17 protein-coding genes are annotated in these 22,232 nt (G+C 72.2%); 11 read left to right on the top strand and 6 right to left on the bottom strand.

What is annotated here, in order from left to right; all coding sequences use genetic code 11:
- Positions 1-47: 47 nt before the first annotated feature.
- The 7 genes from asnB to AC1PME_RS18775 are packed head-to-tail and all read left to right on the top strand — an operon-like array spanning position 48 to position 8,638.
- The gene (asnB, locus tag AC1PME_RS18805) at positions 48-1,889 is read left to right on the top strand and encodes an asparagine synthase (glutamine-hydrolyzing) (protein WP_481096677.1); all 1,842 of its coding nucleotides are present in this window, start codon (positions 48-50) and stop codon (positions 1,887-1,889) included.
- Positions 1,882-2,895 (top strand): class I SAM-dependent methyltransferase, encoded by a 1,014-nt coding sequence (locus AC1PME_RS18800; RefSeq protein ID WP_481096676.1) that lies wholly within the window; start codon positions 1,882-1,884, stop codon positions 2,893-2,895. Before asnB ends, AC1PME_RS18800 begins: the two co-directional genes overlap by 8 nt.
- The gene (locus AC1PME_RS18795) at positions 2,882-4,159 is read left to right on the top strand and encodes a hypothetical protein (protein ID WP_481096675.1); all 1,278 of its coding nucleotides are present in this window, start codon (positions 2,882-2,884) and stop codon (positions 4,157-4,159) included. Before AC1PME_RS18800 ends, AC1PME_RS18795 begins: the two co-directional genes overlap by 14 nt.
- Positions 4,156-5,475 carry an O-antigen ligase family protein gene (locus AC1PME_RS18790; RefSeq protein ID WP_481096674.1) on the top strand — a complete coding sequence of 440 codons (1,320 nt, stop codon included), beginning with the start codon at positions 4,156-4,158 and terminating at the stop codon, positions 5,473-5,475. Before AC1PME_RS18795 ends, AC1PME_RS18790 begins: the two co-directional genes overlap by 4 nt.
- 3 nt (positions 5,476-5,478) lie before the next feature.
- Positions 5,479-6,555: a glycosyltransferase family 4 protein gene (locus AC1PME_RS18785; protein ID WP_481096673.1), complete on the top strand. Its 1,077-nt coding sequence runs from the start codon at positions 5,479-5,481 to the stop codon at positions 6,553-6,555.
- Complete coding sequence (locus AC1PME_RS18780) at positions 6,552-7,334, top strand: WecB/TagA/CpsF family glycosyltransferase (RefSeq protein WP_481096672.1); 783 nt, start codon at positions 6,552-6,554, stop codon at positions 7,332-7,334. The genes AC1PME_RS18785 and AC1PME_RS18780 overlap by 4 nt, the downstream gene beginning before the upstream one ends.
- Positions 7,331-8,638, top strand: coding sequence for an O-antigen ligase family protein (locus AC1PME_RS18775; RefSeq protein ID WP_481096671.1), 1,308 nt, complete (start codon positions 7,331-7,333; stop codon positions 8,636-8,638). Before AC1PME_RS18780 ends, AC1PME_RS18775 begins: the two co-directional genes overlap by 4 nt.
- Before the next feature lie 99 nt (positions 8,639-8,737).
- Here the strand turns inward: AC1PME_RS18775 and wecB are convergent, their stop codons facing one another.
- From wecB to AC1PME_RS18755, 4 genes are all read right to left on the bottom strand, one after another.
- Positions 8,738-9,853: a non-hydrolyzing UDP-N-acetylglucosamine 2-epimerase gene (gene wecB, locus AC1PME_RS18770; protein ID WP_254459334.1), complete on the bottom strand. Its 1,116-nt coding sequence runs from the start codon at positions 9,851-9,853 to the stop codon at positions 8,738-8,740.
- A gap of 27 nt (positions 9,854-9,880) precedes the next feature.
- Positions 9,881-11,287, bottom strand: a complete 1,407-nt coding sequence (locus AC1PME_RS18765; RefSeq protein ID WP_254459333.1) for an undecaprenyl-phosphate glucose phosphotransferase — start codon at positions 11,285-11,287, stop codon at positions 9,881-9,883.
- A gap of 70 nt (positions 11,288-11,357) precedes the next feature.
- Complete coding sequence (locus AC1PME_RS18760) at positions 11,358-12,494, bottom strand: glycosyltransferase (RefSeq protein WP_481096670.1); 1,137 nt, start codon at positions 12,492-12,494, stop codon at positions 11,358-11,360.
- 19 nt (positions 12,495-12,513) lie between these two features.
- On the bottom strand, positions 12,514-13,656 hold the full coding sequence (locus tag AC1PME_RS18755) for a glycosyltransferase family 4 protein (RefSeq protein WP_481096669.1): 1,143 nt from the start codon (positions 13,654-13,656) through the stop codon (positions 12,514-12,516).
- A gap of 500 nt (positions 13,657-14,156) precedes the next feature.
- Here AC1PME_RS18755 and AC1PME_RS18750 point away from each other — a divergent pair, with 500 nt between their 5' ends.
- The 3 genes from AC1PME_RS18750 to AC1PME_RS18740 are packed head-to-tail and all read left to right on the top strand — an operon-like array spanning position 14,157 to position 16,657.
- Positions 14,157-15,455 carry a sensor histidine kinase gene (locus tag AC1PME_RS18750; RefSeq protein ID WP_254459330.1) on the top strand — a complete coding sequence of 433 codons (1,299 nt, stop codon included), beginning with the start codon at positions 14,157-14,159 and terminating at the stop codon, positions 15,453-15,455.
- The gene (locus tag AC1PME_RS18745) at positions 15,448-16,215 is read left to right on the top strand and encodes a LytR/AlgR family response regulator transcription factor (protein ID WP_254459329.1); all 768 of its coding nucleotides are present in this window, start codon (positions 15,448-15,450) and stop codon (positions 16,213-16,215) included. Before AC1PME_RS18750 ends, AC1PME_RS18745 begins: the two co-directional genes overlap by 8 nt.
- Positions 16,216-16,261: 46 nt before the next feature.
- On the top strand, positions 16,262-16,657 hold the full coding sequence (locus AC1PME_RS18740) for a hypothetical protein (RefSeq protein ID WP_481096668.1): 396 nt from the start codon (positions 16,262-16,264) through the stop codon (positions 16,655-16,657).
- A gap of 645 nt (positions 16,658-17,302) precedes the next feature.
- On the opposite strand, the gene AC1PME_RS18735 is transcribed toward AC1PME_RS18740, so the two are convergent.
- Positions 17,303-17,920: a hypothetical protein gene (locus AC1PME_RS18735; protein ID WP_343237520.1), complete on the bottom strand. Its 618-nt coding sequence runs from the start codon at positions 17,918-17,920 to the stop codon at positions 17,303-17,305.
- A gap of 299 nt (positions 17,921-18,219) precedes the next feature.
- Here AC1PME_RS18735 and AC1PME_RS18730 point away from each other — a divergent pair, with 299 nt between their 5' ends.
- Positions 18,220-21,195 (top strand): bifunctional diguanylate cyclase/phosphodiesterase, encoded by a 2,976-nt coding sequence (locus AC1PME_RS18730; protein ID WP_481096667.1) that lies wholly within the window; start codon positions 18,220-18,222, stop codon positions 21,193-21,195.
- On the opposite strand, the gene AC1PME_RS18725 is transcribed toward AC1PME_RS18730, so the two are convergent.
- On the bottom strand, positions 21,185-22,198 hold the full coding sequence (locus AC1PME_RS18725; RefSeq protein ID WP_481096666.1) for a Rieske 2Fe-2S domain-containing protein: 1,014 nt from the start codon (positions 22,196-22,198) through the stop codon (positions 21,185-21,187). The genes AC1PME_RS18730 and AC1PME_RS18725 overlap by 11 nt on opposite strands.
- Between the last annotated feature and the right edge of the window lie 34 nt (positions 22,199-22,232).

Raw genomic sequence — 22,232 nt, 5'->3', positions numbered from 1 at the left:
AGGGCCGCTGTCGTGCCGCGCCGCGGCGTACGTTCAAGGAGCTGCGCATGTGCGGGATAGTCGCGTTGCGCCGCTTTGGCGACGGCGCATCGCTACAGGCGCAGGCCGAACGCGCGCTGGCCGCCTTGGCCCGGCGTGGGCCGGATGCGCAGGGATTGGTCTGCGCGCTGCAGCCGGTACCGACCGCGCTGGGGCACCGCCGCCTGGCCATCCTCGATCTGAGCGAAGCGGCGACGCAGCCGATGCGCTGCGCCGAGACCGGCAACGTGGTGGTGTTCAACGGCGAGATCTACAACTTCCTGGAACTGCGCTGCGAGCTGGAAGCGCTCGGCCATCGCTTCCGCACCGATAGCGACACCGAGGTGCTGCTGCATGGCTGGCGTGCCTGGGGCGAAGACCTGTTCGCGCGCTGCAACGGCATGTGGGCGATCGTGCTGCTGGAGCAGGCGAGCGGCGAGCTGATCTACTGCCGCGACCGGCTCGGGGTGAAGCCGCTGTACCTGCACCACGACGGCCGGCAGTTGCTGCTGGCCAGCGAGATCCGCGCCATCGCCGCGGCGCTGGGCGGTTACCCGCCGCCCAATCCCGGCGCGATCTTCGATTTCCTGGTCGCCGGCCTGTCCGATCATCGCGGCGAGACGTTCTATGCCGGCATCCGCGCGGTGCCGCCCGGCTGGGTGTACCGCGTCTGCGCGGACGGGCACAGCCGCCGCCACCGCTACCACCGCTGGCCGCTGCCGGGCGAGGTGGCGCCGCTCGATGCCGAGGCGACGCAGGCGCTGCTGGAGGACGCCACGCGGCTGCGCCTGCGCTCGGACGTGCCCACGGTGACGCTGCTGTCGGGCGGGCTGGACAGCGCGATCCTGACCCGGCTCAGCCTGAGCGCCGCCGATGCGCCGCGCACCTGCTTCGCCGGCGCCTACACCTACGGCTACCGCGATGCCGAGCAGGCGCGCTTCGACGAGGTCGCGGCCGCGTCGGGGCTGATGGCCGAGTGGGGCGAGGCGGCGCGCCACCGCGTGCACCGCGCGCACGCGATCCCGGCGGAAGACGAGTTGCTGGAGCTGGTACGCGCGCAGGAGGAGCCGTTCTGCACCCCGTCGATCCTGGCCAGTTTCCGCATGTACCGGGCGATCCGCGACGCCGGCTACACGGTCGTGCTCAATGGCGAGGGCGCCGACGAGCTGTTCGGCGGCTACGTCCGCCTGTACCTGGCGTTGAGCGCGCGCAGCGCGCTGCGCGGCCTGCGCCTGCCGACCCTGGCGCGCCTGCTCGGCAGCGGCGCGGTGGATCCGCGGTTGCTGCTCAATCGCCTGGCCTGGGATCTGCCGGCGGGTCCGCTCGGGGCGCTGCTGCGCCGGCACCGGCCCAGCGTGGCCAGCATGTCGGCGGCGCTGTGGCTCGACCAGGCGCCACGCCTGCGGGCGCTGCAGACCGATCGCCGCGGCGACGTGCAGGCGCGACTGCGCGCCGACGTGCTGGCGACCAATCTGCCGATGATCCTGCGCATGACCGATCGCAACAGCATGCATTCGGGGGTGGAGGTGCGCGCGCCGTTCCTGGACTACCGCGTGGTGGAGCGCGCACTGGCCACGCCGGCGGACCGGCGCATGGGCGATTACCACGGCAAGGCGCTGCTGCGGCAGGCCTTCGCCGGCGTCCTGCCGCAACGCCTGGTCGGCCAGCGCAAGAGCACCGGGTTCGGCCATGCCGAGCAGTTCCTGGTCGACCGCATGCCGCTGCAGCCGATCCTGGCGGCCTTGCCGCCGGAACTGGGCGAATTCCTCGACCTGGCGGTGTTGCGCCGCCAGTGGCAGCGTGGCGAGGCGCACAGCACGCTGTGGTTCGCCGTGTCGGTCGCGCTGTGGTATCGGAGCATCTATGGCTAGGCTCGGACCTGCGCCGATGGAGCTGGCGGCCGACGATGGCGCCTGCCGCTGCTGCGGCGCCACCACGCGGCAGCGCGCGGTGTGGCCGGAGGTCTATGCCGGCACCGGCCAGGAATTGCGTCGCTGCGGCCATTGCGCGGCGGCCTATCTGGCACCGGATTTCACCGAGGAGACGCTGGCGCGGTTCTATGCGCACGATTACCGCCGGCTGTTCCCGGCCGAAGCGCCATGGCGCAGCGAAGCGCGCTTCTTCGCCTGGCGCGGCGACCTGCCGATCGCGCAGCGGCGGCTGCAGTGGATTTCGCCGCAACTGGCGACCGGCACCCGGCTGCTGGAAATGGGCTCGGGCTTCGGCGCCTTCCTCGGCGCCGCCGCGGCGGCGCGTCCTGACCTGGACCTGTGGGCGATCGAACCCGATCTCGACCACCGTGCGCGGCTGCTCGGCGACGCGCGCGTGACGTTCGTGCCAGACCTGCAGGCGGTGCCCGATGCCAGCGTCGATGCGGTGGTGGCGTTCCACGTGCTGGAGCATCTGCCCGATCCGCGCGGCTTCCTGCAGACCCTGGTGCGGATCCTGGCGCCCGGCGGCCGCGCCTGGATCGAGGTGCCCGACGTGATGAGCGACTGGCGCTCGCGCAACTACGTGCAACCGGCGCATCTGAGCTATTTCTCCGATTCGGTGCTGCAGCGGCTGGCGCTGAGCGCCGGGCTGGAGGCGGTGCAGTGCGGTGCGCATCCGGCCGGCGGCGTGCTGGCCGACAATCTGTGGATGGAGGTGCGGCGTCCCGCGCAGCCCTGCGTCAGCCCACTGGCGATCGCCAGCACCGAGGAGGTGAGGCGGCTCGATGCGCGGCTGGACAGCGTGTGCTGGGGCCTGCGCGATCGGCTGCGGCGCGCGCTCAAGCGTGCGATCGTGCGCGCGTTCGGTCCCGGCCTGCCCGGCGAGGTGCAACGCTGGCGCGGACGCCGGCAGGTGCGGGAGGCGATGCGCGATGCGCTTCGCTGAGTTCCAACAGGCGCTGCAAGCGCACTACGGCGAAGAGGCCGCGGCGGCGCGCCACGAGCTCTACTTCCTGGCCCGGCGTGGGCGTGGCGCGTTGCTGCGGGGATTCCTGGCCGCGCTGCGCGACGCCTGGCTGTGCTGGCGCCTGCCACGCGCGCCGGCACCGCTGGCCGCCTGGGTGGCGCTGGCGACGCTGCCCGGCGCCAACGGCTGGGGGGCGCTGGCGCCGTGCGTGGCCGATCTGGCGCAGCGCGGGATCGCCTGCAGCGTGCTGATCCATCCGCGCCTGCGCGGCCGCGTCGCCGGCGACCCGCCCGCACGCCCGACCGCGGCCGCCTGGCGCCACGCCGCCGGTGCCTGGCGATTGCGGCGGGCATCGGCAGGCACGGTGCCGCTGTCGCCCTGGCTGGTGCGCTGCTGCGTGTTCCGGCAACGCCTGTGGCGCGGCGCCTGGGCGCGCACGCTGGCCGCGCGTGGGCAGGCCACGTTGCTGCTGCACAACGACTTCGATCTGTACGCGGTGGCCGCGCAACAGGCGGCAGGGCCCGGCTGGCGTCGCGTGTGCGTGCAGCATGGCCTGCCCACCGACGAGTTCTTTCCGGTGCGCGCGCAGCGGCATCTGGTGTGGGGGCCGAGCAGCGCACAGGCGTTCGCGCGGCATGGGGTGGCGCCGCAGGCGCTGGCCTATGGCCCTGCGCAGGCGCAGGCCGATGCGGCCACAGCGGCCGGGACCGACACCGAGGCACCGGTGCCGGCGGCGCTGTACCTGGTCTCGCAGACGCACACGCCGATCTACGGCCGCGCGCTGGCGGCGGACTTCCTGGCATTGGCGCAGGCGCTGGCCGGTCGCGACGGGCCGGCGCTGCAGATCCTGCTGCATCCGGAAGAAGTGCGTGGCGGCCATCCCTATGCCGTGCCCGGTTTGGCCGGCTGTTGCCGGCACCCGCCGCATGCGCTGCTGGACGCGGCCGCGGCCGCGGCGCCGACGATCGTGGTCGGTTTCTGTTCCACCGCGCTGCTGCAGGCCGCCTGCCGCGGCCATTACGTGATCGGCCTGGCCTGGCCGGCGACGGCCTCGCTGGACGCGTTGGCGGTCGGGCGTCCACCAACGCAGGTGGACGATGCGTCTGCACTATGTGCGTTGATCGACCAGTTGTGCACGGATTCGTCGGCGCGCCGCCGCCTGCTGGCGGCGCAGGCGCAGTGGCTGCGCCAGACCTTCGCCAGCGACCCGCACTGGCCGCAGCGCGTGGAGGAGGCCGCATGAGGCGGCTGGGACTGCTGCTGCTGATCCTGTGGATCCATCTCGGCGACCTGTTGGTGGCCTGGCTGTACGCCGGCGGCGCGGTGCCGCAGGCGACCTGGCTGCGGCCGCTGCGCGATGCCACGGTGCTGGGGCTGGCCGCGCTGTGCCTGCTGACCGTGCGCATGCCGCGGCCGATGCTGCTGTCGGTGCTGGCCTTCGGCGCGTTGGCGGCGGCCTATGCGCCGCTCGGCTACATGCACGGATTGCCCGCCGGCATCGTGCTCGGATCGTTCGGTGTCGTGCTGGTGCCGGTGCTGTTCGTGCTGGCCGGGTATGGCGGCATGCCGCGGCCGCGCGACCTGCGCACCGCCACCCGCACCCTGGTCTGGCTGGGCGTGGCCAGTGCGTTGTTCGGCGCCTGGGATCTGACCCATACCGACTTCTGGGTGCGGCAGGTGCGTTTGCCGGACTACATGCAGCAGGTCAAGGGCGTGCTGCCGCAGGACACCGAACCGGAGACCGGCCTGCCGTGGAATTTCTTCGGTGGCGAAGACTATGCGCGCCGCGCCGGCGGGCTGCTCGCCGCGCCATTGGCGCAGGGCCAGTTCCTGGTGACCGCCGCGCTGGCGGCGCTGGCGCTGTGGCAGCGCCGCTGGCCGTGGCGGGCGGCGCTGGCCTGTGTCGGGTTGTTCGTGGCGATCTGGATGTCCGGCACCCGCGGGGCGATGCTGGCCGGCATCGTCGCGGTGCTCGGCTATCTGCTGACCGCGCGCGGTGTGGTGCGTTCGGCGCCGGCGCGGATCGCGCTGGCCGGCGTCGTGCTGCTGGCCATCGTCGCCGCCTCCTACGGCATCGTGGTGCAGTCGATCCAGTTCCGCGACGGCTCCACCATCGGCCATTGGTGGGCGCTGCAGCGCAATCTGGCCGACCTGCATCAGGTCGCGCTGTTCGGCGGCGGCCTGGGGCGCCAGGGCGCGTTCGCCGCGCGGCAGGGGCTGACCGATCTCGGCGGCGGCGAAGGCGCCGTGTTCAGCATCGCCTACCAGATGGGCGTGCCGGCGGCGCTGCTATTCCTGGGCTTCATCGGCTGGTGCCTGCGCACCCTGTGGCGCGCCTACCGCCAGCACGACGACCGCCTGGCGCTGGCCACGTTCTGGTTGCTGTGCGGCATGACCACCACGCTGGTGTCCTCGGACAACGCCCTGACCGTGTCCGGCGCGGGCGGCTTCTGGCTGTTGCTCGGCGGCGTGCTGCGGCAGTGCCGGACGCGGGCGCGTTCGGTCCAGGCGCGCGGCGCCGATCTGGCACCGCTGCCGGGCACGCCGGCGGAGGCCTGAGCCGTGCGCATCCTGCACGTGTACAAGGATTTCGCGCCGCACCGCGGCGGCGGCGGGGTGGCCCGGCACATCCATGGCCTGGCGGTGCTGGCCGCGCAGGCCGGGCACGCGGTGCGGGTGGCGGCGCCGGCGGCGCAAGACCCGGGCAAATCCGACTATGCCGCGGTCGCGGTCGCCGCGTCCGGGTTGTGGCCGCACGTCGGGTGGGCCGACGTGGTGCACGTGCACGGCGCGCGCACCCCGATCGCGGCGCTGGCGGCGCTGCTGGCGCGCTGCCGCGGCAAGCGCGTGGTGTATACGCCGCACTGCTACTACGACGATGCCCGCGGCCTCGGCAAGCGGCTGCGCAAGCGTGTCTGGGATGCGCTGGTGGAGCGCCCGCTGCTGCGCGGCGCCGCGCGCGTGGTGCTGTTGTCGGCCTACTGGCGTGACTACCTGCAGGCGCGGCGAATGCCGGCCACGCGCGCGCTGCTGTTGCCCAACGCGGTGCTGGCGGCGGAGCTGGCGCCGGCCCCGGCTACCGCGGCGGCGCTGGACGGGGCGCCGGCGCTGCTCTCGGTGGGCCGGCTGGATGCGGTGAAGCGCCTGCATGACGCGATCGCGCTGCTGGCGTTGCCGGGCATGGAGCAGGCCGTGCTGCACCTGGTCGGGCGCGGGCCGGACCGTGCGCGTCTGGAGGCATTCGCGCAGGGGCACGGCGTGGCCGCACGCGTGCGTTTCCATGGCTTCGTCGGCGATGCCGAGGTCGCGGCGATGGCCGCGGGTGCCGACGCGTTCGTGCTGCCCTCGACGGTGGAAGGCATGCCGACGGTGCTGATCGAGATGCTGCTGCTCGGCTGCCCGGTGGTGGCCAGCGACATCCCCGGCAATCGCGCGGTCCTGCAGCCGTTGGGGTTGCATGCGGCGCTGTACCCGTTGGGCGACACCACGGCGTTGGCCGCGCGCGTGGCGGCGTTGCGGCAGCAGCGCGTCGCGCCGCAGGTGGTGGCAGCGGTGCAGGCCGGCTTCACCTGGGAGGGCATCCGGCCGCAGGTGCTGGCGCTGTACGATGCGCTGATCGTCCAGGAGCCTGCCCCTTGAATCCCACGCCCCCGCGTCTGCGCTTCTTCGATTGCCCGCTGGATCTGCTCGCGCCTGCCGACCTGCTGCAACGGGCGCAGGCCGCGGCCGTCGGCGGCGCGCCGCTGCGGATCGAGGGCCTGAACGTGGCCAAGCTGATCGATGCGCGCGCGCAGGCGCCGTTGCGCGCGGCGCTGGACGAGGCCGAGCTGGTGCATATCGACGGCGGTGGCATCAGCATCGGCCTGCGCTGGATGGGCGTGGCGCCGCCGCCGCGGCGCGCCGGCATCGACCTGATGCAGGACCTGTGCGCGCAGGCCGCGCAGTCCGGGGACGGGGTGTATCTGCTGGGCGCGCGGCCGGCGGTGGTGGCGGCCGCGGCCGAGCGCCTGCGTGCGGCCGCGCCGGGGCTGCGCATCGTCGGCGCCCGCGACGGCTATTTCGGCGAGGCCGAGGTACCGCAGGTGGTGGCGGCGATTCGCGCCTCCGGCGCGCGCTACCTGTTCGTCGGCATCAGCTCGCCGAAGAAGGAACTGTTCCTGCAGCGGCACTGGTCCGAGCTGGGCGTGGCGGTGGCGATGGGTGTCGGCGGATCGTTCGATGTGCTGTCCGGCATGCTGCCGCGCGCGCCGCTGCTGATGCAGCGCTTCGGCATGGAATGGCTGTTCCGGCTGGCGCTGGAGCCGCGGCGCCTGGGCTGGCGCTACGTCCGCACCAACTTCCTGTATCTGCTCCTGCTGCTGCGTGCGCGGCTGAGCCGCCGCTATCGCGCGCGCGCGGCGATCCGCGAACCGGCATGAGCCCACCGGCGACGGGCGCGTCCGCCGCCGGCGCGCGCGCGCCGCAGCCGCTGGCGGTCGCGGCGTGCCTGTGCGTGTACCTGCTGTTCTGCCTGCAGCAGGTGGTGCTGACCGGCCGCTACTTCGGCGGGGGCCTGTCGCTGGGCTCGATGGCGATCCGCGCGTTCGCGCTGGGCGTGTCGCTGTGGGCGCTGTGGCGGCACGGGCTGCCGCCGATCCTGCGTCGGCCATTGCTGGCGATCCTGGCATGCCTGGCGGCGCTGGGCGTGTCGGTGCTGGCGTCCGCACACCCCGCGCTGGCCTTCAGGTTCGCCGTGCGCTACGCCACCGCCTTGCTGGCGCTGTGGGCGATGCTCAATCTCGCGTTCGCCTGCCCGCGCTGGCCGCGCGCGGCGACGCTGGCGGCGCTGATCGCGCTGTGGTGGAACCTGGCGTTGGGAGTTGCGGTGCGCCTGCACTGGCCGCCGGCGCTGCGCGGGTCGCTGGTCTTCCATGCCGAGGACAGCTTCAAGTACCTGCCGCGGATCTCCGGCATGTACGAACATCCGGCGCTGCTGGCGGCGAGCGCGGTACTGGTGGCCGCGCTGGTGCTGCAGGGCTGGCGCAACGGCGCGTTGGGGCGCTTTGCGCTGGGCTTGGCCCTGCTGGGCGCGGTGCTGGCGCTGGCGCTGACCCAGGTCCGCAACCCGCTGTTGCCGGTCGGCGCACTGCTGCTGTGGTGGGCGTGGCCATGGCGCGGCGCCACGCGGCCGCGCCGCCGCGCGGCTGCCGGCGCGCTGCTGGTGCTGCTGGCGCTGGTCGGATTCGTGCTGTGGCAGCGCTACGCGGACATGACCAGCGCGGTGCACGAAAGCACGCTCACCGCGGTGTCGCTGGGGCGCACCTACCTGTGGGCCGGCGCGCTCGAGGCCTGGCGCAGCCACCCCTGGTTCGGGCTGGGGCCGGGCGTGTTCCAGTTCCTGGTGCCGGACTACACCGGCGGCCGCTTCGATCGCGGCGAACTGCATGCGCACAATGCGCTGCTGGCGGTGCTGTCGGAAACCGGGCTGTGCGGGCTGCTGGCGTGCCTGGGCCTGCTGTATGCGCTGTGGGCGCCGTTGCTGCGCAGTGCCAGCGTGCGTGGCTGGGCGTTGATCTGGCTGCTGTTGCTGCTGGGCCTGGGAGTGTTCGACTTCTATCTGCCGTTCTACGCGTTCTCGCTGCACGCGGCACTGGCGATGGCCGCGCTGTATGCCGGCTTGCCCGCGCGCGCCGGCACGCTGCCCGCATCGCTCCGCGACGCACCGCGCTCCGCGATTGGGTGAGCCCGCACAGGCGCTCGCCGACGAGCGTGTTGTCCGCGAGTGCTGAGCGAGCGTGAATCGGTGTAGTGGCCTGTGCGCGCAGTCCTTTGGATGTGCCGATCAGGCCTGGCGCAGGCGCTGCGGCGCGTGCTGCTCGACCGCAGTGCCCAGCAGCGCTCCCAGGATGTCGCGGTAGGCATGGCCGTCGCCGAACGGATTGTGCCAGGCCACCGCGCGCGCCAGCAGCGTGTCGGCCGCCGTGCGCAAGCCGCGCATGTCCAGGCTCAGCGGCAACTCCGCGCCGCCGACCTGCAGGGTTTCCGGCCGCTCGGTATTGGTGCGCAGCACCAGGCACTTGCGCTGCAGGATGCACGCTTCCTCCTGGATGCCGCCGCTGTCGGTCATGATCAGCGACGCGCCTTGCTGCAGCGCCAGCATGTCCAGGTAGCCGACCGGCCCGATCGCGCGCAGGCAGCGATGCCGCGCGGATGCGGCATTGCCCATGCTCGCCAGGCGCGGATGCATCGGGAAGATCAACGGCACGCCGGCGTCCTCGGAGATCGCGGCCACCGCCTGCATCAGCGCGGCGAAATGCTGCGGGTCGTCGGTGTTGGAGCGGCGGTGGCAGGTCAGCAGGTGATAGCCGCCCTGGTGCAGTCCCAGCCGCTGCAGGATGTCCGAACGCCGCAGCGCGGTGCGCGCATGCGCCAGCGTCGCATCCGCCACGGTGTTGCCGGTGATGCGGATGCTGGCCGGCGCCAGGCCTTCCTCGCGCAGGATCTGCGCCTGCAGTGCGGTCGGGCAGAACAGGTGATCGGACATGTGGTCGATCAGCACCCGGTTCACTTCCTCCGGCATGCTGCGGTCGCGGCTGCGCAGGCCCGCCTCCACGTGCGCGACCGCGATGCCGCGCTTGTTGGCGGCCATGGCGCCGGCCAGTGCGCTGTTGGTGTCGCCCTGCACCACCACCACGTCCGGCTGGGTGCGTTCCAGCACCGGCTCGATGCCGCACAGCATGCGGCCGATCTGGGTGGCGTGCGGCGCCGAGCCGACTCCGAGGTTGTAGTGCGCGCGCGGCAACTCCAGTTCGTCGAAGAAGATGCGGTCCATCGTCTCGGCGTAGTGCTGATTGGTATGCACGATCGAGAAGCGCAGGCCGTCGCGCATGCTGGCGGCGATCAGCGATGCCAGTTTGATGATTTCCGGGCGGGTGCCGAGAACGTAGCTGATGTGCATCGGATTCGGACTCCCCAAGCCCTGCGGTCAATACGCGTCGCGGTCGAACAGCACGATCGCGGCGGTCTGCGCGATGATGCTCAGGTCCAGCCACAGCGACCAGTGCTGGATGTAGTACAGGTCGTAGTCGATGCGCTTGCGCATCTTCTCCACCGTGTCGGTCTCGCCGCGCAGTCCGTTCACCTGCGCCCAGCCGGTGATGCCGGGCTTGACCCGGTGGCGTTGCAGGTAGTTCGGCACCAGATCCTGGTATTGCGCGTTGTGCGCCAGCGCGTGCGGACGCGGCCCGACAATGGACATGCGCCCCTGCAGCACGTTGAAGAACTGCGGCAGCTCGTCCAGGCTGGTGCGGCGCATGAAGGCGCCGAAGCGGGTCACCCGCGGGTCGCCGCGCGGCGTCTGCGGTGCGGCATCGCCACTGTCGTGCAGGCGCATGCTGCGGAATTTCCACAGTTCGAATGGCTGCCCATCCCAGCCGTGGCGGATCTGCCGGAACAATACCGGCCCCGGCCCGGACAGCCTGACGCCCAGCGCCAGCGCCAGCAGCAAGGGGCTGCTCAGCAGCAGGATCAGCGCGGCCAGCAACTTGTCGGTGACATCCTTGAGCCAGTGCGCGGTGCGCGACAGCGGCCGCACCGACAGTTCCAGCAGCGGCATCCCCGCCACCTCGGCGATGCCGTGGTGGATCATGCCGAAGGCGAAAATGTCCGGGACCCAGCGCACGTCGACGCTGCTGGCGTCGAGGCGGCGCATGCTCTCGCGGATCAGCGCCTCCTCGCGCATCGGCCAGGTCAACCAGACTTCGGCGATGCCGTGCAGGTCCAGCCACTGCGGCAGGGCGGCGAGGTCGCCGCCGCGGATCGCCGCCGGCGCCGGCACCCACTGCAGCCCCGACCACGGGCCCTGGCAGATCCGCGCGCCGACCTGCTCGACCCGCTCCGGCGGTCCCAGCACCGCGATCCGGCGCGTGCCCACGCCATGCCGGTGCAGCCAGCGCAGCAACCGGTCCGCGGCCACGCGCACGCCCACCAGGCCGAACGCGCCGATCACCGCCCAGTACAGGAACCACAGGCGCGAGAAGCTGGGGCCGGTCTTGCTGAGGAAACTCAGCGAGGCGAGCACGCCCAGCACCACGCCCCAGCCCAGCAGCAGCCGGCCCAGCATCATCGTCGGCAGCGCCAGGCGCCAGCTGCGGTATAGCGCCAGTTGCGAGAACACCAGCAGCGCCAGCGCGGCGCCGGCCAGCAGTGCGTACGGATAGCGCGGCGCGTCGGGCAGGCTGGCCTGGCCCGCGCGCACGGCATAGGCGAGCAGGCCGCTGCCGGCCACCACTGCGGCATCGGCCACCTTCAGCAGCGTCGCCGCCAGTGCCATCGCATCGCCGACCCGGCCCGATGCCGCTGCCCGTGGCAGCGGCCCGCCCAGCAGTCTCATGCGCGTTCGCTCCGCGCGCGGCGCGAACGCCGTGCCTTGCTCCCGTGCGTCCCCAAGCTGCCCCTCATCCCTATTCCCCGTCTGCCGTCCCTCGCGTGCCGCAGATCCTGCGATACAGCGCAAGATAGGCGTCGACCATGCCATCGGCGGCGAACAACCGTCGGTAGCGCGCTTCCGCGTGCCCCCCGAAGGCCGCGGCGATGGGGGGATGGTCCCACAGATAGCGCATCGCGTCGCGCAGGGCCGCCGGATCGGCCGGCGGCACCACCAGGCCGGTCTCGCCGTCGACGTTGACGAAGCTGGTCCCGGTGCCGAGCTCGCAGGAGATCATCGGCTTGGCGTGCATCGCCGCCTCCAGCAGGGAAATGCCGAACGCTTCAGCGCGCAGATGGGACGGGAGCACCAGCGCTTCGCAGGCAGCGAGCAAGGCGTGCTTGTCGGTCTCGTCCACGCGGCCGAGGAAGTGCACGTGGGACAGGCCCGACGCCTGCGCCTGCGCGCGCAAGGCGGCCGCCTCCGGGCCGTCGCCGGCGATCGCGATCGGGATCTGCAGCCCTTGCGCGGCCTGCAGCAGGAAGCGCACTCCCTTGTAGTAGCGCAGCACGCCGACGAACAGCAGGAAGCGCGGACCCAGCCGCGCGCGCCAGGCCGCGACCCGCTGCGGCGACGCCGCATGCTGCGGGGCCGCATCCAGGCCGATGGGGATGACGCTGACCTTGGCGCGGTGTTCCGCCAGGACCGGGCTTGTGGCCAGGTAGTTCGGCGAGGTGGCGACGATGCGGTCGACGCTGCGCAGGAAGCGCCGCTGCAGCGGCCGGTACAGGCGCAGCAACTGGCGTTGCCGCACGATGTCCGAGTGGTAGGTCAGCACCGAGGGCGTCCCCGCCGAGGCGGCGAAGTGCAGGGCGTCCATGAACGGCCACGGGAAGTGGTAATGGATCAGGTCGGCGCGGCGCGCCAGTTGCGCGTAGCGCCGCACCAGGCCGAGCGAGACCGGCATCGAGGCGACCTCGGCGATGCGCCGCAGCCGATGCAGCGTATAGCCGGCATGGATCCGGGTGCCGGCCTGCGCGGCATCGCCGCACAGCGCCAGCACTTCGCTGTGCACCCCGCGTGCCTGGGCATGCTGCGCCAGCGTATGCACCACCTGCTCGATCCCGCCGATGGAGTCGGGCAGGGCGGTCTTGTAGACATGCAGCACGCGCATCAGGCGGACAATCCGGGGTTCATGCGCGCATCGCGTCGCGGTAGGCCGCGGCGGTACGCTCGGCGCAGGTGCGCCAATCGAACTCCGCCGCGCGACGGCGCCCGGCCGCGCTCAGCGCCGCGCGCCACGCCGCATCCTCAAGGCCGCGCGCGAGCAGGCCGGCCAGGGCATCCATGTCGCCGGGATCGAACAGGGCGGCCGCGTCGCCGGCGACCTCGGGCAGCGCCGCGGCATTGGAACACAGCACCGGCGTGCCGCTGCCCATCGCTTCCAGCACCGGCAGGCCGAACCCCTCGTAGCGCGACGGGAACACGAACAGCCGCGCCCCGGCGACCAGCGCCGGCAGCCGCGTCTCGTCCACGTAGCCCAGGTAGCGCAGCCAGCCGTCGCGTTGCGCCTGCGCCATGCGCTGGTGCAGCGCCTCGCTGTGCCAGCCGGGATGGCCGGCCACCACCAGCGGCCAGCGCGTGCGCAGCGCCGCCGGCAACGCGGCATAGGCCTGCAGCAGCGTCTGCAGGTTCTTGCGCGGCTCGATCGTGCCCAGGAACAGCGTATAGCCATCGGCCTGCAGGCCCAGCGCCTGCAGCGGCGCCTGCAGCTCCTGCGCGCGGTGCGGGCGGAAGGCCGCATTGCCGGCCAGCGGGATGGCGCGGATGCGTGCCAGCGGCCAGTCGAACTGCGCGGCGATCTCGCGCCGCGAGAATTCCGAAACCGTCAGGATCAGCTGCGCGCGGCGCAGCGACAGCGCCAGTTCCTTGCGCATGTAGCGCACCCGGTCGGCGCGATGGCACTCGGCCCAGCGATAGATCGAGACGTCGTGGAAGGTGGCGACGCAGGGACCGTCGAATGCCGGCAGATAGTAGTTGCAGCCATGGAACAGCGCCGGGGCCTGGCCGCGCAGCGCACGCGACCTGGCCGCGTTGTGCAACCGTCGGTACACGTCGACGGCCGGCTGCACGCCCGACAGCCGCTCGCGCAGCCACGGCACCAGCGTCGGCGCCGGTCCCGGCGCCGGCAGGTCCTGGCGCAGACGCCGGCCGTGCAGGAAGCGCAGCGACTGGATCTGCGGCAACGCCGCCAGCTGCGTGGCCAGTTCCTGCGTGTAGCGGCCGACGCCGGTCAGCGGATACCGGATCGACTCGGTCGCCAGGATCACATGCATCGGTGCACCGCTCGCGCACGCGGTGCGCCGTGCCTCGCAACGCCGTGCATTTCCTGCACGCGTGCGGCGTGGTGGCAGGGCGTCGCCGGGGAGGATGCCGCGCATGGGGCATGCGTCGGCGCGGCGCTGCATGGGAAGAGGGGCCGGCGCATTCTGGTTCCCGCTGATCGAGGTCAGAGTCTAGAGCGTGCGCTGCCCGGCGGCGAGCCGTCCTGGCCGGCGGCGCAGAGCCACGGGACGATGCGCCCGTGGCGGGCGGCGCGGCGCCCGGTCGCTGGCGCCGACGCCACCGCGAAGCGCGCGCCATTGCCGCTGCGGGTGCGGCGTCACGGCACGCCATGCCGGCGTTGCGCGGACAGCGGCCGCGTCGCCCGCGCCGCCGTCGGTTTGCACCGCCGATCCCGGTGCCCGCTCCGCGATTTCCCGGTTTCGTCGCAACCGGCTGGCAGCGCAGGCCGCGGCCGCTATGCTCGCCGGCATCTCCTCCAGCCCCGGCCGCCATGCTCGCCAGCCTGTTCTTCCTCGTCCGTCTGTTGTGCGCCTGGGCCGCGGCGGTGGTCGTGTCGGCCTTCGTCTGGGCCGGGCTGTTCTACGGCATGGAGTCCGGGCCGGGCTGGTTCTTCGGCCTGCTGGCGATGCTGCTGATGCTGTCGGCGCTGATCGCCGGCATCACCCACCTGCGCAAGGTCTGGCTGATCGCCGGGCGCCTGGACTGGGGCACCCTGGCCAGCCGCCAGCGGCGCCAGATCGAGATCCCGCTGGACACCCGCGAGGCGTTCGCGCTGCTGGATGCGGCGGTGCGGGAACTGCCGCGGGTGGAAGAGGTCGAGAGTACGCTGGACAGCCTGCAGGTACGCGCCAAGGTGCGCCGCATCGATCCGTACAACGGCCGCCCGCCGTCGCGCTGGAACCTGGCCGCGCGTTTTGCGGTCAAGCGCAACCAGGTGCTGGCGACGGTGACCCCGGGCACCGGCACCAGCAGCCTGACCCTGTTGCTGGAGCCGGACGCCAGCGCCTGGATCGACCTGTTCGCGGTCGACGAAGGCAGCAACTACGAGAACGCCGAGGCGCTGGGCCGGGCGCTGGCGCGGCGCGTGGCCGAGCTGCGCCGCGACGAACAGGCCGCCGCCGCGCAGGCCGCCACCGAGCAGGAACTGACCGTGGCGCGGCTGAACCTGCTGCACGCGCAGGTCGAACCGCATTTCCTCTACAACACGCTGGCCAGCGCGCAGGTACTGGCGCGCACCGACCCGCCGCGCGCCGACCTGATGCTCGGCTATCTGATCCAGTACCTGCGGCGCTCGCTGCCCAGTGCCGAGGATGCGATGAGTTCGCTCGGCGACGAACTGGAGCGGACCCAGGCGTACCTGGAGATCCTGCGCATCCGCATGGGTGCACGCCTGCAGCTGCAGGTGCAGGTGCCGGAGACGATGAAGACGCTGCCGTTGCCGTCGATGATGCTGCAGACGCTGGTGGAGAACGCGATCAAGCATGGCCTGGAACCCAAGCCCGGCGGCGGCACCATCTGGATCCTGGCGCGTGCGGTCGACGACCACGTCACCCTGACCGTGGCCGACGACGGCCTTGGCTTCAACAGCCAGTCCAGCGGCACCGGCATCGGCCTGAAGAACCTGCGCGAACGGCTGCGCCTGACCTATGCGGGCGCGGCGAGCTTCGCCATCGTTTCCAACTTCCCCAGCGGCGTGGCCGCCACCATCACCCTGCCGTTGCCGGCGGGGATGCCGCCGTCGCCGCCACCGCTGCCGGCGGCAGTGCCCACCGGAGCGCAGCATGACTGACGCGATCGTCGCCGAAGACGAGACCCTGCTGCGCGACGCGCTGGTCGCGCTGCTCGGCGAAGTGTGGCCGCAGCTGCGCATCGTCGCCGAGTGCGAGGACGGCGCCAGCGCGCTGGAGCGGCTGGCCGAGCTGCGCCCGGAGGTGGCGTTCCTGGACATCCGCATGCCCGGCCTGAGCGGCATCGAGGTGGCGCGCGCGCTGGGCGAACTGAGCCCGCGCACGCAGGTGGTGTTCGTCACCGCCTACGACCAGTACGCCATCGATGCCTTCGAGCACGGTGCGGTGGACTACCTGCTCAAGCCGATCGTGCGCGAGCGTCTGCAGGCCACGGTGCAGCGGCTGCAGGCACGCGCGGCGCAAGGGCCGGACCCGGCGGTGCTCGACGCGCTGCTGCAGCACCTGCAGCAGCGACCGGCCGCGCCGTCGGCACCGCCGCCGCTGGCCTGGGTCACCGCCAGCAGCGGCCGCGAGACGCGGCTGATCCTGCTCGACGACGTGCTGTATTTCCAGGCCGACAGCAAGTACACCACGGTGCTCACCCGCGACGGCGAGGCGGTGCTGCGCACCTCCCTGCGCGAGCTGCTGGACGTACTCGACCCGGCCGCGTTCCGGCAGATCCACCGCTCCACCATCGTCAACCTCAAGGCGGTCGCCTCGGTGGTGCGCGACGACACCGGCAAGGGCCGGCTGAAGTTGCGCCACCGCGACGAGGTGCTGACCGTCAGCCAGCCGTACATGAGCCTGTTCCGCGGCATGTAGCCGCGCCAGGTCCGTTCGCTTCGCACTGGAACAAGGAATCTCCGCCATGCGCCTGCTCTCCTTGCTGTGGTCGTGCCTGCTCGGCCTGCTCGGCTGCCAGGGACACGCCGATCTCGACCTGTCCGTCGGCGCCAGCCGCGAGACCGTGGTGCAGGCCAGCGAACGCGGCGTGCCCCTGCTCCTCAGTCGGACCACGTATCGCCGCGGCCTGGCCACGTTCCGCTGCATCGACAGCCGCAGCGGGCGCTGCCATTACCAGGTCTATGCCGACTGCGCGGCATCGCCGGCGGCGCGCGGCGGCGCCGGCGCCGCCTGTGCCCCGCGCCTGCTGCAAGCGTTCGATCTGCCGGTTGGCCGGCGCCGCGAGATCGCCGGGCTGCCGCGCGATTTCCGCCAGTGCGTGGTGTCGGATGCGTCGGCCTCGGCATGCGGGCGCGAGTGAGTGGCGATGGCCAACGGCTGGCTGCAGCGATCCTCCACCGTGTCCAAAGACCTCGCCATGATCGCGGCTGTTGTGGGAGGGACTTCAGTCCCGACAGCATGTGCAGCGAAGCTGCCGGACGCCCCCCCTCGTCGCGACTGAAGTCGCTCCCACAGGAGGCGTTGCCGCGATCCGGCGCGCGAGATGTAGGAGCGGCTTCAGCCGCCACCATGCATACGACGTCTAAGGATGCGGCACATCGCACCGTCCACTCCGTCTTCGCATCCGAAATGTCGCGATCTGATCGCGGCTATTGTGGGAGGGACTTTTCAGTCCCGACAGCGTGTGCAACGAGCTGTCGGATGACGCGTCGCGATTAAAGAGCACCTCTAATAACCTGCTTCTGCCGCGCATGACGTTGTCGCGTAGGAGCGGCTTCAGCCGCGACGGGCTTACCGGTAACGCCCGTCGCGGCTGAAACCGCTCCTACAGGAAGCTCTACTGCGACATCATCGCCTCGACGGGAACAGCCGCGTGCGCGCAATCGCCGGTGGCGATGGTGCGCTGCCGGTCGCCGGCAAGGCCGCTGTGGTCGAAGGCGTTGTTCCGGTGACGCGCTGGCCGCCGTCGTCGGTGACCAACGCGTCGGTGCCGGCGTCGCGCTGCTCAGCCGGCGACGCGGAACACGCCGGGCTGGCCGCCCGGCGGCGTGCCTTCGAACTGGATCAGCGAGGCGACCAGTTCGGCATGCAGGCGGATGCGGCCCATCTCGCGCATGATCCGGATGTCCTCGTGGCGCAGTTCGCGATTGGCCACCACCTCGCGCTTGTAGGCGAGGATCTCCGGGTACTTGCGCGCCATGTTCAGCGCGTCGGCCACGCATTCCACAGTGTCGGCATCGGCCGAGAGCGGTTCGCGGCTGTTGAACGCGGTGAGCCAGCGCTCGAAGCCGGCGGTGCGGTCGAACATGTTGGCGATGAACCAGATCACGAACAGGATCGCCACCCACGAGGTGACCACGATGACGATGCGCGAGAACGTCAGGTGATAGTCGTGCTGCCACAACTGCGCGGTGATCACGCCGAGCAGGATCAGCGAGATCGCCTGCCAGCCGATGATCGAGGCCACCAGCCACTGCTGCTTGGCCTTGGCCAGCAACGCCACCTCGTCGCGGATCTGCGCCTCGCTCTTGTGCTGCCAGTGCGCGACCTGTTCGGGAAACGAGCGCTGGTGCAGCGCGTTGTCCTCGAGCAGCAATCCCAACCCCTTGAACAAAGCGATCATGACGGGCTCCTTGCAGATGCGGTGACGAACGCGGAACGTCGGCGGGCGATCTTGAGGCAGCTTCTTTCTAGCACAGCGGCCGCAAAGTGCACGCTGCAGTCGCACATGCCGCGCGGCCCGCGTCCGCCATACGCCATCGCACGGCGCACTTGGGCCTGACGACGCAGCAACTGGCGCAATGGCCGGTACTGGACTGAATCGTTTATCCGGATCGCTGAACGCAACAACGCGTCACGGATGGTCAAGATCGCCGGTCTCGGGCCGCTGTATCCAGCACCTCCGCCGCACTCCCCCTCTCGATGTCGCTGAACCCGCTCGCCGACAGGAAGCGTGACCGTCGCTTCCGGCACAGCCTGCGGCGCGTCACGCGCGCGCCGCTGCGGGCGATCGCGACCTGGGGCCTGGCCTTGGCGGTGCTGCTGGCCGCCGGCCTGGTGCTGGTGCTGGCGCAGGACCGCCACACCCGCCTGGCCGCGGCGCAGCGGCAGAGCCTGGCGCTGGCCACCGGCGTCGACCGCCTGCTGCAGTTGCAACTGGACAATCTCGGCCATGCCCTGCATGGCGAAGGACAGGGCGCGCAGGCGCTGCTGGCGCAGACGCCGGCGCGTGCGCCCGAGCTGATCGCCGCCTCGCTGCGCGGCCTGCAGGCGCGGCGCCCGGAATTGCGCGAGGTGGCCTTGCTGGATAAGCAGGGCCAACGCCGCTTCGGCGACGCCGGCGATCCGCAACTGCGCGCGTGGCTGCCGCGGGCGCGCTGCGACGGGCGGGTGTGCGTGAGCCCGCCGCTGCGCCTGGCCGACGGCGAGGCGGTGGTGCGCGTGGCCGTGCCCTGGGGGACGGACGGCTGGGTCGAGGCGCAGTGGCGGGTGGCCGCCCTGCAGCGCATCGTGCGGGGCACCGACAGCGGGCGCGACGGCATCGTCGCCCTGACCGATGCGCAGGGCGTGCTGCTGGCCGCCAGCCGCCCGCTCGCGGCCGGCCAGCCGCGCCTGCCGATGGCGCTGGCGCAGCCGATGCCGCACGGTGGTGCGCTGGGCCTGCGCCGCGACGTCTTCGACGGCACGCCGCGGATCCTGGCGTTGAGCGGCGGCGGCGCGGATCCGTTGCTGGTGGTGGCCGGCGTGGGGCTGCGCGAGACGCTGTCGGGCTGGTGGTGGTTCGCCACGGTGGCGGCGCTGGTGTACATGCTGTACCTGCTCGGCCTGGCCTATCTGCTCGGCAGCCTGCGCCGCGCCGAGCGTCGCCAGCGCCACCTGCTGCAACGGCTGCGCCGCGGCGACGAGGACCTGCGCCTGGCCCACGGCATGGGCGGCATCGGTACCTGGCGCATCGACATCGCGCAGCGCGTGCTGCGCCTGTCCGAGCCGACCGGGGCGATGTTCGGCCTGCAGCGCATGCAGATGCCGATCGAGGCCTTCCTGGGGCGGATCGACGAGGCCGATCGCGCGCGGGTGGCGCAGCTGTACGAGGACGCCGCGCAGGGGCGCGCGGACTACAACACCGTCTACCGCATGCACCTGCCCGACGGGCGCCTGCGCTGGCTGGCCGCGCGCGGCGCGCTGGTGCGCACGCGTGAGGGCATGTGCATGACCGGTGCGGTGCAGGACGTCAGCGACCGGGTGATGGCGCAGGCGCGCCTGCTCGACGCCGAGCGGCAGTTCCGGCTGATGTTCGACCGCAATCCGCTGCCGTACTGGGTGTTCGCCGTCGACAGCCTGCGCTTTCTTGAAGTGAACCAGGCCGCGATGCGCCAGTACGGCTACAGCCGCGAGGAATTCCTGGCGATGGACCTGCGCGATCTGCGCCCGTCGGAGGATGCCGAGCGCTTGCTGCAGGACGTGCGCAAACCGCGCGAGGGCTTCGACGTGCCGAGCGTGTTGACCCACCGGCGCAAGGACGGCAGCCTGCTGTCGGTGTGCGTCCACAGTGCCGACCTGGAATTCGGCGGCGTACCGGCGCGGTTGATCCTGGCCGAGGACGTCACCGAGCGGCTGGCCCACGAACGCGAACTGGCGTACCTGGCGCGCCACGAGTTCAGCACCGGCCTGCTCAAGCCGCGGGCCCTGGCCGACGCCCTGCGCGCGCAGCGCGGTGGCTATGCCATCGCCTACGTGCAGGTGCGCGGCCTGGCCCTGATCGGCGACACCCTGGGCCGCGCCGCCGGCGACGCGGTGCGCGGCGCGGTGGCCGGGCGCATTCGCGTGCTCGGCGAGCGCTTCGGCCTGAGCGCTCACCAGCCGGCGCAGGATTTCGTGCTGGCGATCCTGGATCCGCAGGCGTTGCCGCAGGCCTTGCAGGCGCTGCAGGAGGCGCTGTATGCGCCGGTGCAGGGCGGCGGGTTCGCCCAGCAATTGCAGGCGCACATCGGCGTGGCGCTGTGTCCGGACGATGCCGCCGACGCCGACGAGGCCATCGGCAGCGCCGCGCAGGCCGCGCATGCGGCGCAGGCCGAGGGCCGCAGCCTGGTGCGCTTCGACCGCGCCATGGCGGCGCGGACCGGAGAGCGCCTGCGCCTGGCCGGACGCATCCAGCAGGCGATCGCGCGGCAGGAGTTCGAGTTGCATTTCCAGCCGATCATGGACGCCGCCAGCGGCGCCCCGCGCGAACTGGAAGCGCTGATCCGCTGGCCGCAGGCCGATGGCAGTTTCATTGCGCCCGATGCGTTCATCCAGTTGTGCGAGGACACCGGGCTGATCCTGTCGCTGGGACGCTGGGTGATGCGCGCGGCGGCGCACGCGCGCCGCGCATTAGCCGACCACGGCTGGCCGGACCTGGCGGTGGCGGTGAACGTGTCGGCGCTGCAGTTCTTCGATGGCGATCTGGTCGCCGACCTGGTGCAGGCCTGCGCCGAGGCCGGGCTGCCCGCCGACGGCCTGCAGCTGGAACTGACCGAGAGCAGCCTGATGCGCCAGCCGCAGCAGGCCGGCGACGTGCTGCGGCAACTGCGCGCGCTGGGCGTGCGGGTGGCGCTGGACGACGTCGGGACCGGCTTCTCGAGCATGGCGTATCTGCGCGACCTGCCGCTGGATGCGCTGAAGATCGACCGCAGCTTCGTCGCCGAGGTGGACCGCGATCCGCGCAACGCCTCGATCTGCCAGGCGCTGCTGACCCTGGGCCATTGCCTGGGGCTGGAGGTGGTCGCCGAGGGCGTGGAAACCGAGGCGCAGTTGCGCTGGCTGCGCGCGCACGGCTGCGGCCGCGTGCAGGGCTATCTGCTCGGGCGTCCGCTGCCGCTGGCGGAGGTGCTGCAGCAGCTCGGCGCGGTCACAGCATGAGGTCCACGTCGTGGCCGCTGCCGGGTGTCGGCAGCGCCTCGCCTTCCCAGTAGCGGCGCAGCGGGTCGCGCACCAGGTCCAGCGCGGTGGAGGCGCCGCGCGCACCCGGGTAGCGCAGCAGGTTGCGCGACTGCAGGGCGAGCATGCGCCGGTCCTGCTCGCCGACCCGGCGCAGCAGCGGCCACACCAGCAGGCGCACCGCCCACGCCGGCGCCCAGCGTCCCTCCACGTGCAGGCTGGCGAAGACATCGGTGCTGCGCACATCGCGCGGGGTGAAGTGCAGGCTGATCCGCACGCGGCCGCCGCGCGCGTAGCGGTATTCGATCTGCGCGCTGCCGGGAGCGGCGAAATGCGCGCGTTCCAGGATGCGCGGCGACTCGAACAGCCGGTACAGCCAGCCGCTCTGCGCCGCGGCGCCGCGGTAGTCCACGTGGAAGCCTTCGTCGGTGTGGCGCAGTTCGGCGCGCATGGCGGTGCGCGCGCCGCCACGCCGCACCAGCCCCGGATGCAGCAGGTGGGTGTGCAGCGGGTCCAGGAAGTTTTCCAGCGCATCGACCACGTGCGCGTCCCAGCGCGTGCGCCACAGGAACCGCCGCGCCGACGGCTGCAACGCCTGCACCAGCTGCGACGGCGCGTCCGCGCCCTCGGGATCGGGACGCAGCCAGATCAGCCCGTCGTGCTCGCGCGCGGCGAAGGCGCGCACCCGGACCGCCGGCGGCGCCTGTCCGGGCGGCAGGCCGGGAATCTCGCGCAGCGCGCCGGTGCGGTCGAAGCGCCAGCCGTGGTACGGACAGGACAGGCCGTCGCCGGTGGCGCAGCCGGCCGACAGCGGCGCATGCCGGTGCGGGCACCGGTCTTCCAGCGCCAGCAGGCCGCCGTCGGCGCAGCGCGCGATCGCCGCATGCCGGTCCATCACCGACACCGCCAGCGGCCGCCGTCGCAGCGCCGCCGCGGGGGCGACGGCGAACCATTGCCGGTACAGGGACGGATGCCAGGCGCTCATGTCGCCCGCATCGCGCGCATGGCGTGTCGCCGGC

It is taken from the genome of Xanthomonas sp. NCPPB 901 (assembly GCF_056725085.1).
The sequence above is the reverse complement of the archived record's forward strand: the minus strand, read 5'-3'. Positions and strand labels throughout refer to the sequence as shown.